This is a genomic window from uncultured Tenacibaculum sp. (genome assembly GCF_947495995.1).
Lineage (GTDB): Bacteria > Bacteroidota > Bacteroidia > Flavobacteriales > Flavobacteriaceae > Polaribacter.
In genome coordinates this window covers 513474-527271 of record NZ_CANMAX010000003.1, presented here as the reverse complement: position 1 = coordinate 527271, position 13798 = coordinate 513474, and the positions used below count along the sequence as shown (strand labels likewise).

Sequence of the window (13798 nt, the reverse complement as noted above, 5' to 3'; positions counted from 1 at the left end):
ACAAGCTATGGAAAATTTTATAATGGCTGAAGCTGGAAACACTTACAATTATGCTTTAGCTGTAATTGTAAAAAAAGGATATAAAATATTTTTAGTTCCAGATAAGCGAGATGATTTTTTTGGAGAATATTGGGCTATAAATAAAACTCATAGATTTGTAGGAAGTTCACCTTTAGTAGTTTTAGGTTTAATTGGAATTTGGGAAGATTTTGGAGATGATTGGTGGAGTAATAGTGATAAAAGTCCTGAAAGTTATTTATCAAAAATTGAAAATAGAGCTTTACCGGATGAGTTAGCGGATTTTGAAAACTTATCAGATGCTGAGTTTAATGAATTTGTAACTGAATATAGAATGCTTTTCGAAGCACTTAAAAGCTGGAATCTTAGTCCGATTAAAGAAGATATTACTAGAAAAGAATTATTTGATATTATTAATAATTATTGGAAGGAAGAATAACTCTAGATTTAAATGCAAAAAGAAAAATTAGATGAAATCAATTTTAGAATTGAAATGCTTTGGAACAATATTATTCCAAAAAACGAAAACACTAAAAAGGCTTTTGTAACAGGAGCAGAAATTGCTTTTCAAGAAAAGGAAAATAACGTTTTAAAAAGAGTTCAGAAAAGTAATATTATTACACTTTTTGAACATATTCAGAATAATTGGAATACAGCTATTCCTAAAAACCAAGCAACAATAGTTGCCTTTATAAATGGATTTGATATAGCTTTATCTCCAAACTTCAACTCTAAAAAAAGACGAGATCAAAATTATGTATACATAACTTCTCTCTTTGCAACATTCTTATACCATAATTTTAATATTCGACATCTCTATTGGCATGCTCAAATTGATACATATGCTTTTAGAACAAATCAAGATTGGAACACTGCTTTTTCTTTGTTATTTCAACAATTTTGTAAAAGTTTCACTTTAAAAGATTGTGAACATGCAATTACAAAAACTGGATTTACCTTTATTCATAAAACGAATAAGAACAAAGTAGATCAAAACTTTGAAGAATATATTTTAGAGAAAGACCAAACAACAATTATCAACGATAATAAAATTGAAGTTGGAACAATATTACAATTGAATCATTTAATTAAAGAAGATTACAAAAGAACAGTTCACTTTAACATTAAAGTAAGAGACCCAATTTGGGATATTTATGAGGCTTCTGAAAACGATTTTGAATTTGTAAAAATCTCTTGTGTTAATGATGAAATCAGCCCTAGATACAATTGTATTACATTAGGTAGAGTTAGAAGAATTTGTAGCGGACTAAAAAGTGTTGTAAAGTATATTGGTATTAAAAACGGAAAAACATACTTACACACTAATCTCTTTGTAATTGAAGCTAAAAAAGCATTCGAAAATAACGAAGTCAAAATAGTTGATTCGTACAATGAAATTGATCATAAGAAAGAAAGACATCTTGGAGAGATTTTATATTCTAAATTTCAAGATTTAAATATGGGTATGATATCAATAACTCATATACTAGATAATTTTTATGGAGATTTACAAGGATCTCAAATCTATCTTCCATGGATTAATTATCGTCAAACTTTTAGCGGTTGGCAACACATTAAAACCAGAGAAATCGTAAGCTTCATAGATAGTTAAATAAAATACAATTGTAATGGGTTGGGATACTGAAATAACAATCATAGCTGAAAATATTGATAATAGAAATGATATTAAAAAGCTAAAAGAACTTATATATGAAAAAGATGGAAAGAGTTACGAAATGAATTCTTCTTTTGAAAAAGATACTAATACTTTATATTATCATTACCAAAGAAGAAAATATGCTCCTTATTGGGTAATTCAATAAATTTCAAAAACTTATCCGAAGATTAATTTTACGATTCTAGCAAGTTGTCCTGAATTTATTGGTGGACCTGCAGGAATAATACGAATTTGTAACGGTGAAATATTAGATAGTTATGGTATTGAAAATTCTGAAGAATTCATGATAAGAAAACTCTTGGTTACACAACCATTAAAATATATACCTTTGGTTTATGATTGGTATAAATTTGATGGTACTGAAGAAAAATTAAGGTTAAAACACCTACTTAAGTATCCTAAAAATTGGTGTGATGGAAATTATATTGATAAAGTTATACCTATTACAGAAACTAAAGAATTAAAAGATCAGTTAAAGATTGATTATTCAAACTTGAACGTATATAATTGGAAGGAGATTTAAAATTTATACTTTCATCAAAATTGTTTCAAAAATGGCACATACGATTAATGGAATTATAACAAGTTTTAAATATGAAGGTGAATTTCCTAATGTTGTCTTAGTAGGAAACTACTATTTAATTCCCTTTAAAAACAAATATGGCACTAATTATTCAGACACAATACTTGAACCTTTTCAAGAATTAACTAAAGAAACACGTAAAGTTTTAAAAGAACTTTCTTTTAAAGGGAAGTGCGCATATATTGAAACAGATTATTATGGTGGTCCAGGTTTTCAGATATCAGAAGTTTGGTATAATGGTAAAAAAATTCTCGGGCCTTTAATTTCTTTTGATGGAATTGAAAATCCAAAAATTCCCTCTAGTGCTATTCTTGTTGAGGATGCGATAAATGAATCGTTGAGAACTATCGGGATATACAAACATGAAGGAAAAGATGAATTTGATTCTGTCCGATTAGGTTGGTATCGTTCCAATGATGAGATTATTGAAGAATATAAAAAATCAGAGATTGAAAAGAAATTATAAAGAAGAATTAGCTTGGAAAGGAGATTTTAATGATGACTGTACTGCTAAATGGTGTGGCTTAATATTAGGTGCTGAATGCATGGATGACAATCATTGGTGGTGGTGCGTTTATGATTTACATGATAACGAAAAGCAAATCAGTAGTTCAAATGACTACAATAACATTTTTATTAATGGTGAGATAGCTAGACAAAAAGCTGAAGAAAACGCAAGATCTTACCTGAAAAATGAACTCGTATCTCGAGTAAAAGACAGTAAAGAAAAACCTGATATAGATCGATTAATATTAGATTTAAAATATATTGGGATTTCTACAATTCAGAAAATGTACACTTTAGTTCAAGATTTTGATTTTACTCTTAAAGACGCAAAAAACAAAATCTTTGATGCTCCATTTAATAAAGGCTTAAGAGAACAATCAGAAATATTAACTCAAACGTTTCTTGATGTTGGTTCAAAAAATGCAGATGAGATTACATATACTGATGAGGGAAAAATAAGCTCAATTACATTTGATTTAACTAAAGATAATCCTACGAAGAAAGAAAGTTTTTGGACTACATTAAAAAGAAAGATAAAACGAAATTGAAAAGAAACATAGAAGCTGATTTTCTTAATGGTATTGAAAACGATAATTGGATGATTGAAATCTTGAAAATTGTTCGTGATTTAAGTCTAAACGATTGTTGGATAGGAGCTGGTTTTGTTCGTAATAAAATTTGGGATGAAGAACATAAAATAACGAGAACTAAGCTTAATGATATTGATGTTATTTATTTTGACTCAGTACATAACAAAAAAGAATTTGATATTGCTATTGAAAACAAACTGAAGAAGAACTATCCTAAACTAAACTGGTCTGTAAAAAATCAAGCTCGAATGCATGTTAGAAATAATCATCAAGAATATGCTAATTGTAAAGAAGCTATATCTTTTTGGCCAGAAACAGCTACGGCAATAGCTGTGCGATTAAACAAGAATAATAAAATTGAATATATAGCCCCGTATGGTTTAAATGATTTATTCAATTTAATCGTTAAACCTACACCTAAATTTAATTTAACTACTTATAAAAATCGATTAGCAAAAAAACAGTGGAAAGAAAAATGGAGTAAACTGATTATAGAAGGCTTTGAATTACATTAAAAATTAAAAGACAAAATAACTTATGGCTTTTTGGCAAAAGAATATCATTATACTTCCTTTAAATCAATTACAAGCTGATAATAATGTTATGTTAACAGATAAAAGTGTTGCAAAACAAATATGGTTACGTAGAGAATTAAATTCTAAAGGTATTATTATAGAATTAGATAAGCTTATATCTAGAGCAGATTGGGTTAATTCTGAAGATTGGATATATTGGAAAGGCGACACTGAAAACTATGAAGACAATGATGTAACTTTAATTTTTGATAAAGAGACTAAATTGATTTCTGCTTTTGAATTTCGATTTGACTTAAGAACAAACTCTACATCTTTCATAGAGAATATCATCAATATTTGTCATAATTTTCAGTTGGGTTTTGTAATTGATAATAAAATCATTAAGCCTATAACCTCTGATTATTTAGATCTTATTACTAAAAGTTCTTTTCAAAAAAATAAGTTTCCAAATTATAAAAGTAAAGATTAAGCTATAACAGTGTTAAAATCATGAAACTCGATATTAACTTTATACTCTCTTTTGACACAAAGGATAAAGAAAAAGCTATTACTGCTTTAAAAGATTTCTGTATTAACACCAATAATCACACATTTGATAGCGATTTAATTCAACCAGAATCTGATATTTGCTTTCTAATTGAAGAAGAAGAAAACACCATGTGGTTTAAAAAAGAATATGATTTTAGTCGCGCAATACAACATAAAATAATTATCGGAAGTATTAACTTATCTATAGTTGATTATAGTGATGGAACTTCTAATTTTGATTTTTGGCCTCCCTTTAGTCACGGTGGTCAGGTTTGTTTAGATTCTAAGCTATTAATCAATCATTTCATCAATCTGATTAAAAAAGTAAATGGGTATAGTGTAATTCTTTATCAAGACGGATGTTATGCGAAAACCTTATTTGAAAACAGAATTTTAAATTAAAACTGAAAAGAAGTGAAGATGACAGATGATTTTAATCCACCAATACAATCGAGAACTACTAAAGAGTTGTTAGAAATTGTTGGAGCTCCAAAAAAATGGAATCCTAAAGCTGTGAGTTTAGCCAACACAGAATTATTAAAAAGAGGTGTTAAAGAATATAAAATCAAAACGGCTAAATACCTCAACGAAAAAAGAGAAAGAATTATCAGAACAACAAAAGCAAAAGAAGGATATAGTATTTTACATTTTATTTTTTTACCTATTCAAACTTTAGTTGAATTATTATTTAGTTGGGAATTAAAAAAAGATGGTTTCGATCATAAAGCAAAGCAACAAAAATATTTTCGTCTTTCATTATTCGCTTTAATCGTAGTGTTCTTCTTATATCACATAATAATTTCAACTCTTAAATATTAAATAAAGGTCTGTTATTAAAAAATGAATGAGAACAAACCAAAATTAAGCGATCAAATTGCAGGTGTAGTAGTATTCACTATAATAATAGGATTTTTCACCTTCTTAATCAGAAAAGATTATCTAATTATTAATTATAAGAAACAAACTATAGGAACCATTATAAAATATGATGATTCATCAAATAAGCATAGTATAAAATATAAGTACAAAGTCAATGGGAGATTATATTTTAAAACTTTAGGAGTAAGAGATTTCAGTAAAGCGGATAGAAAAAAATGTAAAGGATATAAGATTTTTGTAAACTATTACTCTAAAAACCCTAATTACACACATGTTCATTTAGGGAAATATGAAGATAGAAGGTCTACTACTTACTTTTTTAATAGTTTTAATTATTATGATGATTAATTTAATAGCGCACATATGATCAAGAAGTTTTTTGTAATTACAATTTGTATATTAAGTAGTTGTACTCAAGTTCAAAAAGAGAAAGAAAAAGAAATACAAAAACAATCTAAACAAACGATTTCACAAGAAAATAGTAATAACGGTATTTGGCAACTCAACGATTATTTCAATAATATTTTAGCTGATAAAGCTATTGCTAAACATAGAATTCAACCACCTTCTTGGTCTGCTATTTTAATTAAAATCCATAATGACTCACTATTTACGTTTGGTTCAATTATGGATTTGAAAGAGAAAATAAACCGTAGCACAGATACTTTGGCACTTATCGATGTTCTTGGAATTCCTTATACTTTAACTCAAAAGAATAATACGCTACTATTAAAACAAGTTCAATCTCATGAACAAAAAGATACTATAACGTATAGTTACTCTAAGCATGATGATTTAAAGTTTTTAATTGAGCATAAAGACAGTTTTTACAATATGTTCGATAATAAAAAAGAAAAATTGTACGGAATTAGTAAAAGTATTACTCGATTTTTTAATGAAAAATTAATTGCTGGAACCTATCTAAAAAACAATACAACTGTAGTTTTTGGTAAAGATGGAAGCTTACAAAACTTTGACGATTACGATGAATATGAAGTAAGAAATTATTTCGGAACATTACATCCGCATAAAAACTTAGATGTAATTACATTAAAAAATTCAAAAAAGAATACATACAAACAATTTCATTGGAAATTTGAAAAAGATAAATTAATATTAACTGATTTTATTGAAGAAACAATAACCCAAAATGGTAAAAAAGTAGTAACTGATTATTTTGTTCCAGGGAAAAAGAGAATCGTACTAATGATCAAATAATCAAGTATTAATTGACTTTAAACCACTTGTCGTAAAGATGACGTTATCTTGACGTGATCAATACATCTAATTCCAGTATAGATTTGCTGAAACGATAAATATCACATACCATGAAAAGAGAAAATTTAGCAGATACTGTTAGATTCTAGATTAAAAAAACAAAATCGCTCTCTTAATTTTTAGTTTCAAAATTTTAAACAAGATGTAAGTTGTAATAGTTATTCTATTAATTCAAACTTTTTATTTAGTTTTACTACTGATAATCCACTAAAAAAATCGCTCAAAAAGCTATGAGCTTTCATATTAAAATATCAGAAAAAGTAACTCAAGAACATCTAGAAAAAATATTTTCAAGTGTATTTAGAGATAATTATAACGACTATGGTTTTATAGTTATCTCTTTTGAAAGGAACATAAACTCTAGTATATTGAGAAAACACATGGTTGATATTAAAAAAGGATTATCAGAAAAATGTGTCCATAAGTTTACTAAAGAATTAGATTATTTTTGGTTAGGAAGGTTCGATCAACAAAACACGACTAAATTCCATAGAGATAATGCACCTTCAGATTCTTTTTTAATGTTAGGCTACGAGCCTTCTAAAATTAAAAGTAAATTATCGTTTGCTGATTATCATCAACTCATATCAGATAAAAACATTCCTGTCGATAAATATTACGAATTGCACAATCCAATATTTAAAGATGGAGAAACTTTACTTCAACCCTATATCCAAGAAATTGAAAATTTCAACAACAATACATTTCAAATAGTACTGCTCAATAATAGCGATTTAAACAGCAATAAAACTTTTGGAGTTTTACACAAAGCTGAAATTATTGAGCAAGATTTACATCAAACTCGAGTCATTAATTCTATGATGTTATCTTTGAAACCTCTACATCAATCTAACAACATATCTAAACAAGAAGAAATTAATTTTCTGGAAACAGATTTTATTAGCAAATAATATTAGAAAACTATGAAACTAAGTAACAAATCAACGCTTTTAATTCTTGGAATACTTTTAATTGTATTCATTATGTTTTTTAGACAACAAGTAAACGCCAGCAAAGATGACGTTACATATTATAAAACTGTAAATATTAAATTAAATGGAAAAATCACGGCTTTTGAAGCTTTAAAATATGGCCATAATTTTGGTGTAATTTCCATTAAACTTGATAAAACTAACACAAAAGAATATGATGAAAGAGAGCAACGTAAACGATTTTTAGGTGTTATAAAAAACGGACAAGCAGATTTAGTTTTTAATTCAATTAATAATGTGAAAATTGGAGATTCAATTGTAGTAAACATCGAAGATTATCGATTGTATAGAAATCAGAAATTAATTACTAAGAATAAATTAACGATGCCTCTTCCTGAACTTATTCTTACTCCATTTGATGAAATTAATAATATTATAAAACTTTAGTATGAAAATTGGTTTTACAAATCCTAAATCACTTTATATAATTTTTGGAATATTTTTACTTCTTGGTTTATACATCATATTCTTTGTTGCTTTTAATCAACATGTAATGAATAAATATGTTGTTGCATTTTTTGGTGTATTCTTAACATACTTAGGCGGTGTTGGTATTTACAAAACAAGACAGTTTCCTAAACAATAATCTAAAAGTTTTGACTTTTAATTTTTAACTGATAAACAACATTTTACTTGTTCTAAAATCAATTTTACTGTTAGTCTACAACTTTAACCTTATATTTATTACTTCGTAACTTAATTTCTTTGTGTAATTTTCTTTGGAAAGTTTTAGTAATAACATAACAGATATAGATAAATCGATTGCTGTCTTACCATTTAAAAACATGAGTGGTAGCGATGAATATGATTATTTTTCTGATGGAATTACAGAAGAAATCATAAATGCGCTATCTAAAATAGAAGGTTTAAAAGTTACTGCCAGAACCTCTTCTTTTGCTTTTAAAAACAAACCAATTGATATTCGAAAAATTGGTAATGAATTAGGTGTTACCAATGCTGTTGAAGGAAGTATTCGAATTTCAAAAAATAGAATTCGAATTTCTACACAGTTAACAAGAACAGATACTGGATTTTTATTATGGTCTGAAAAATTTGATCGTCAAATAGACGACATTTTTGCTTTGCAAGATGAAATTAGTGTTTTAATTGCAGAAAAAATCCGAGAGAATTTTGGTCATATTGAAATTGAAGATTCTTTAGCAACAATTCATACTCAAAATCTTAAAGCTTATCAATGGTATTTAAAAGGTAGGCAATTACAGTTAAGTTGGAATTTGATTAATATGGAACGTGCCATTACCTTTTATGAAAAAAGTGCAAGCATTGATCCGAATTATGCAGATCCGTTAGTAGCCATTGGTTGGTGTTATGCTATTATTGCAAGTTGGCGTCATGTAGATAGAATTGAAGGATTAAAAAAAGCCGAACTATTTGTAAAAAAAGGGAAAGCTTTAAATCCAGAATCGTACATGGGACATTTTGCTAAAGCAACCATTAGTTTTTGGGGAAACTGGGAATTTAAAATAGGATATGAAGAACTTAAACAGTGCTTAGCTGTAAATCCATATTTCAGTGAAGCAAACGAAGCTCTTGCTGAATTATACACAGCCAATGGAATGTTTGATGAAGCTTTACAAGAAACAGATCATATTTTAAAAATAAATCCGCTTTCACCTAATCATTATTATACAAGAGGAAATATTTTCTTTCTAACTAAAAAGTACGATAAAGCTATTAAATGTTTTGAGAGCTCTTTAAAAATTGACAATAGCTTCGATTTAAGTAGACATTTAAAACTAGCTTGTTATATTTTTCAAAATAACAAAACCAGTGCTATTAGTTTTGCCAAAACGTTTTTAAGTGATAAATACGTTATTATAATTGATCAAATTTTTAACGCAATTAACAACGATCAACAAATAGAGTTTGATAACTTCCTTTTATCTGATAATGAAAACTTAATGGTTTTTTGGGATTTGTATTATTTAGTATATTCAAACAAAACAGATGTAGCTTTAAGTAAACTTGAAAATCATGTAAGCAATAGAATTGGACAGGTTATAAACTTTCAATTTGATCCTTTTTTAAAACCGTTACGAACTACAAAAAGATATCAAAAACTAGTTGAAGTTACTTTTCAAAACAATCACTTTACAGCTTCTACTTCATCCAAACCTTCAAATAATAGTTCATCATTTTTTACAAACGATGAATTATCAGAATTAAACATAGCGTTAGAAAAATTATTGAAAGATGCTAAACTGTTTTTAAACGCAGAAATTTCACTACGTTCTTTAGCTAAAGAATTAGGAATAAATCCGAATAAACTATCTAAGTTCATTAACGACAACTTAAGTACGAATTTTAATGAGCTTATTAATAGTTATCGTTTAAATCATTTTAAAGAAATTGCGATTAAACCAGAAAACAAACATGTTACTTTATTAGGATTGGCTTTCGATAGCGGTTTCAACTCTAAAACAGTTTTTAATACTTACTTTAAAAAAGTAGAAGGTGTAACGCCAAAAGCTTGGTTAAAAAGTAATTCTTAAACTAATTTCAGTCATTTTTTTCATTTTTTAATGTAAAAAAGTTCTATATCTCACTTCATAAGTTCGGAATCTCATTCTAGAACGATTGCCTTCCTTATTCATCAGACATTTGTTGCATCAAAAAAAATTAATGATGTCTCAAAAATATAATCAAACAATTCTTCTCGCAGGAGCTACTGGATATCTTGGAAGACATATATCTGAAGAATTAAAGAAAAGAAAATTATCTGCAAAATTAATTGCTCGTAATACTAAAAAGTTAGAACAATTCAACTCTCCTACTACACAAATAGTAAAAGCAGAAGTAACAAAACCTGAAACTTTATCTGGGATTTGTATTGGTGTTGATACTGTTATTTCTACTGTAGGAATTACACGACAAAAAGATGGACTGACTTACATGGATGTAGATTATGCTGCGAATGTGAATCTGTTAAGAGAAGCTCAAAAAGCGGGAGTTCGAAAATTCATCTATGTTTCGGTTATTAATGGTGATAAATATCGAGAACTGAAAATTATGGAAGCTAAAGAAGCTTTCGTTGATGAATTAAAAAGTTCTGGACTCGATTATACTATTGTTCGTCCGAATGGTTTCTTTTCTGATATGAAAGATTTCTTAGAGATGTCTGAGAAAGGAAAAGTTTTTCTATTTGGCGATGGTCAACAATTACTAAACCCAATTCATGGAGCCGATCTTGCTGAAATCTGTTTAGACTTAGTAAATAGTAACACTAAAGAAATTTCTGTTGGAGGTCCTGAAGTACTTACACAAAATGAAATTGCAGAAATGGCTTTTAAAGCTCATAATCGAAAAGCTAAAATTCTTCATTTACCAAATTGGATGCGAACTGTAACTATTTGGTTATTAAGAAAACTGACTTCAGTTAAAACATACGGACCTATTGAATTCTTTCTAACACTTATGAAAGAAGATAATGTAGCTCAACGCTACGGAAGTCATAAACTTCTTGATTTTTATATGGAGGAAATTCAAAATAAAAAATAAGTAATGTCTACCATTAAAAAGATACTCACGAATAAATGTCCGAATTGTGATCACGGACATATTTATAGCAACAAGAATATTTATTTCAATTTCACAACCAATAAGATGCATAAATCTTGTAATCATTGTGGTTTTAAATTTGAAAAGGAACCAGGTTTTTTCTTTGGAGCAATGTATGTTAGTTATGCGCTAAATGTTATTGAAATTCTAATCACTGTAATTATTGGTTCGTTTTTCTACAATACTATATTTCATCTTAACATATTAATCGCTCTAATTACAGTTTTAGCTTTAATGTCTTCTTTTAATCTGAGAGTATCTAGAATTATATGGATTTACTTACTCAAAAACAGCTAACCTATTTTATTAATAACACTTAGAACACATGAAAAATATACTCATAATAAATGGTCATCCAGATCGAGATAGTTTCAATTGGGCACTATCAAAAAGTTATATGAAAGGTGCTATTATGGCTGAAGCAAATGTTGATGTTTTAAACTTAATTGATTTAAAATTTGATCTCAACTTAAAATATGGTTATCGAATACCTTATCCTTTAGAACCAGATTTAGAAAATGCTATTTTAAAAATAAAAGAAGCAGATCATATTGTTTGGATTTTTCCAATGTGGTGGTATGGTACACCTGCAATTTTAAAAGGTTTTATTGATAGAGTATTTCTTCCAAACATCGCATTTAAATATGAAGAAGGAAAAATCTTTCCTAAGAAACTTTTCAGAGGAAAAACTTCTAGAATGATTATTACAGCAGATACTGTGAGTTGGTATCATAATCTAGTCATGAAGAAACCTGTAATTAATCAGATGAAAAAAGGAGTGTTAGAATTTTGCGGAATTAAACCTGTAAAGACAACTTATTTAGCTCCAATTAAAGATTCATCACCAGAACAACGTAAAAAGTGGTTGTATAAAATAAGTCAACTTGGTGAAAACCTTGAATAAAAAACGAACAAAAGCTCAATTATAGATTAAACAATTATAATCATGAAAAATATTTTAGCCTTTTCTGGAAGCAATAATCCAGATTCTATAAATACAAAATTAATTCACGCTGTTATTCAAAAGTATTCGGATTACAACATTCGATTTATAGATTTAAAAAACTTTAATGCTCCTATTTATTCTCAAGAAATACAAGCTACAGCAGGAATTCCTGAAGCTATTCTAGATTTGTATAATATTTTTAAAGAAAGCGATGGTTTTATCATTGCTTCTCCAGAACACAATGGTTTGCCTACTGCTTTTTTTAAAAATACGTTAGATTGGTTATCTGTTATTACTCAACAATTTTTCGACAGTAAACCTGTACTTTTATTGAGTACTTCACCAGGAATTACAGGAGCAAGTACACATTTAAAAACTCTTTCCAAATTAGTTCCAATTTGGGGTGGAAATTATAAAGCAAGTTATTCTTTAGGCGATTTTAATTCTAATTTCGATAATCATAAAACAATAATTACTAATGATTTAGAAATCGAAAAACTTGACACAGCTTTTTCTTTATTTGTTGATGAACATAAACTTTATCTGAATAATAAAAAAGTGGTCGAATCATATTTTGATGCATTTACAAAAGGAGACTTAAATAGTGTACTCAATACATTTCATCCTAATTGCTATATCGTAAGTGTAAAAGAAGAAGAGCGTTCTACCGAAACGCTACATGGAATTTACCGATCTAGAGAAGAAGCAAAACAGTTTTTAAACAATATCGTATCTCTTTTTGAGACTAAAGACTTTACCGTAGATACAATTACAGAAGCCGAAAACAATATTGTAATTGCTAAAGGAACATTTTCACATCTTGTAAAAGATTCTGGCAAATTATTTAATAGTAACTGGATTCAATATTGTGTCATAGAAGATCAGATGATTAAAGAATATAGATTCTACGAAGATTCAGCAGCTTTAGTAAAAGCTTCATAAAATCATAGGTTATGGAATCTAAAACAATTGTGCATCAATTTGAATTTTGGTGTTTATTAGGGAAGGTTGGTACGTATATCCGTCTATTTGACGGGTATACTGTACTGCAACCCCAAAAAGGAAATTGGCCTTTTAAAATTTTCAACCTACAAAATGTAGATATTGAAAAATTGAAAAAAGACATTATTCAGCATAAACTTCCAAGAGCTATAGCTATTGAAAGTAACCACGAATTAAACACAAAGTTGGAAGAACATGGTTTTATAAAATCTTCTGTTGTTGAAGCCATGTCATTAAACATTTCATCTCATATGTCTTTTAAACCTTCTGCTAACATTACTAAAGTTACAGACGAAATAGGCTTACATCATTTTACAACTATAGCTTCTAAAGCTTTTGGTTATACAATAGACAAATCTTCATTAAGTAATGTATTACAAAATAATTCAGTCCAGCTTTTCATAGGAAAACACAAAGATCAATATGCGAGTTGCGGAATTCTATTTTTAGATAGTAAAGGTAATTCTGGGTTACATATGATTGGAGTAAATCATAAATATAGAGGATTAGGTTTTGGAAAAGAAATGACTGAACATTTACTGTATAATGCTTGTATAAATAATAGCAAAACTGTCCATTTAGTTGCTTCTAAATATGGTGCGCCTATTTATAAAAAATATGGTTTCACAAATAATGGATATTTGAATTCCTATAAAGGTCTTTTCTAATTTAACTTCAATAA

Annotated in this window: 21 protein-coding genes; all 21 read left to right on the top strand. The window is 27.9% G+C overall.

Annotated features, from left to right (window positions below):
- Positions 1-7: 7 nt before the first annotated feature.
- The 21 genes from Q1A15_RS11645 (at position 8) to Q1A15_RS11545 (ending at position 13784) form a co-directional block, all read left to right on the top strand.
- Positions 8-457, top strand: coding sequence for a hypothetical protein (locus Q1A15_RS11645; RefSeq protein WP_299623665.1), 450 nt, complete (start codon positions 8-10; stop codon positions 455-457).
- 12 nt (positions 458-469) lie between these two features.
- Complete coding sequence (locus tag Q1A15_RS11640; RefSeq protein WP_299623662.1) at positions 470-1630, top strand: hypothetical protein; 1161 nt, start codon at positions 470-472, stop codon at positions 1628-1630.
- Between the two features lie 16 nt (positions 1631-1646).
- Positions 1647-1841 (top strand): hypothetical protein, encoded by a 195-nt coding sequence (locus Q1A15_RS11635; RefSeq protein WP_299623659.1) that lies wholly within the window; start codon positions 1647-1649, stop codon positions 1839-1841.
- 138 nt (positions 1842-1979) lie between these two features.
- Complete coding sequence (locus Q1A15_RS11630) at positions 1980-2219, top strand: hypothetical protein (protein ID WP_299623656.1); 240 nt, start codon at positions 1980-1982, stop codon at positions 2217-2219.
- Positions 2220-2250: 31 nt separating this feature from the next.
- Positions 2251-2745 (top strand): hypothetical protein, encoded by a 495-nt coding sequence (locus Q1A15_RS11625; RefSeq protein ID WP_299623653.1) that lies wholly within the window; start codon positions 2251-2253, stop codon positions 2743-2745.
- On the top strand, positions 2729-3334 hold the full coding sequence (locus Q1A15_RS11620) for a hypothetical protein (RefSeq protein WP_299623650.1): 606 nt from the start codon (positions 2729-2731) through the stop codon (positions 3332-3334). The genes Q1A15_RS11625 and Q1A15_RS11620 overlap by 17 nt, the downstream gene beginning before the upstream one ends.
- On the top strand, positions 3331-3891 hold the full coding sequence (locus tag Q1A15_RS11615; RefSeq protein ID WP_299623647.1) for a nucleotidyltransferase family protein: 561 nt from the start codon (positions 3331-3333) through the stop codon (positions 3889-3891). Before Q1A15_RS11620 ends, Q1A15_RS11615 begins: the two co-directional genes overlap by 4 nt.
- Positions 3892-3913: 22 nt before the next feature.
- The gene (locus tag Q1A15_RS11610; protein WP_299623643.1) at positions 3914-4381 is read left to right on the top strand and encodes a hypothetical protein; all 468 of its coding nucleotides are present in this window, start codon (positions 3914-3916) and stop codon (positions 4379-4381) included.
- Between the two features lie 20 nt (positions 4382-4401).
- Positions 4402-4842: a hypothetical protein gene (locus tag Q1A15_RS11605; protein WP_299623640.1), complete on the top strand. Its 441-nt coding sequence runs from the start codon at positions 4402-4404 to the stop codon at positions 4840-4842.
- A gap of 18 nt (positions 4843-4860) precedes the next feature.
- Positions 4861-5259: a hypothetical protein gene (locus tag Q1A15_RS11600; protein ID WP_299623637.1), complete on the top strand. Its 399-nt coding sequence runs from the start codon at positions 4861-4863 to the stop codon at positions 5257-5259.
- A 21-nt stretch (positions 5260-5280) separates the two neighbouring features.
- Positions 5281-5667 carry a hypothetical protein gene (locus Q1A15_RS11595; RefSeq protein WP_299623634.1) on the top strand — a complete coding sequence of 129 codons (387 nt, stop codon included), beginning with the start codon at positions 5281-5283 and terminating at the stop codon, positions 5665-5667.
- A gap of 15 nt (positions 5668-5682) precedes the next feature.
- Positions 5683-6537, top strand: coding sequence for a hypothetical protein (locus Q1A15_RS11590; RefSeq protein WP_299623631.1), 855 nt, complete (start codon positions 5683-5685; stop codon positions 6535-6537).
- A 290-nt stretch (positions 6538-6827) separates the two neighbouring features.
- Positions 6828-7508 (top strand): hypothetical protein, encoded by a 681-nt coding sequence (locus tag Q1A15_RS11585; RefSeq protein WP_299623628.1) that lies wholly within the window; start codon positions 6828-6830, stop codon positions 7506-7508.
- Positions 7509-7520: 12 nt separating this feature from the next.
- Positions 7521-7976 (top strand): hypothetical protein, encoded by a 456-nt coding sequence (locus tag Q1A15_RS11580; protein ID WP_299623625.1) that lies wholly within the window; start codon positions 7521-7523, stop codon positions 7974-7976.
- 1 nt (position 7977) lies between these two features.
- Positions 7978-8175: a hypothetical protein gene (locus Q1A15_RS11575; RefSeq protein ID WP_299623622.1), complete on the top strand. Its 198-nt coding sequence runs from the start codon at positions 7978-7980 to the stop codon at positions 8173-8175.
- Between the two features lie 199 nt (positions 8176-8374).
- Positions 8375-10102: a helix-turn-helix domain-containing protein gene (locus Q1A15_RS11570; protein ID WP_299623619.1), complete on the top strand. Its 1728-nt coding sequence runs from the start codon at positions 8375-8377 to the stop codon at positions 10100-10102.
- Between the two features lie 130 nt (positions 10103-10232).
- Positions 10233-11108, top strand: a complete 876-nt coding sequence (locus Q1A15_RS11565; protein WP_299623617.1) for an SDR family oxidoreductase — start codon at positions 10233-10235, stop codon at positions 11106-11108.
- Positions 11109-11111: 3 nt separating this feature from the next.
- On the top strand, positions 11112-11465 hold the full coding sequence (locus tag Q1A15_RS11560) for a DUF983 domain-containing protein (RefSeq protein ID WP_299623614.1): 354 nt from the start codon (positions 11112-11114) through the stop codon (positions 11463-11465).
- Positions 11466-11493: 28 nt separating this feature from the next.
- On the top strand, positions 11494-12072 hold the full coding sequence (locus Q1A15_RS11555; protein WP_299623611.1) for an NAD(P)H-dependent oxidoreductase: 579 nt from the start codon (positions 11494-11496) through the stop codon (positions 12070-12072).
- 42 nt (positions 12073-12114) lie between these two features.
- On the top strand, positions 12115-13056 hold the full coding sequence (locus Q1A15_RS11550) for an NAD(P)H-dependent oxidoreductase (protein WP_299623608.1): 942 nt from the start codon (positions 12115-12117) through the stop codon (positions 13054-13056).
- A gap of 11 nt (positions 13057-13067) precedes the next feature.
- On the top strand, positions 13068-13784 hold the full coding sequence (locus Q1A15_RS11545) for a GNAT family N-acetyltransferase (protein WP_299623605.1): 717 nt from the start codon (positions 13068-13070) through the stop codon (positions 13782-13784).
- Positions 13785-13798 lie beyond the last annotated feature (14 nt).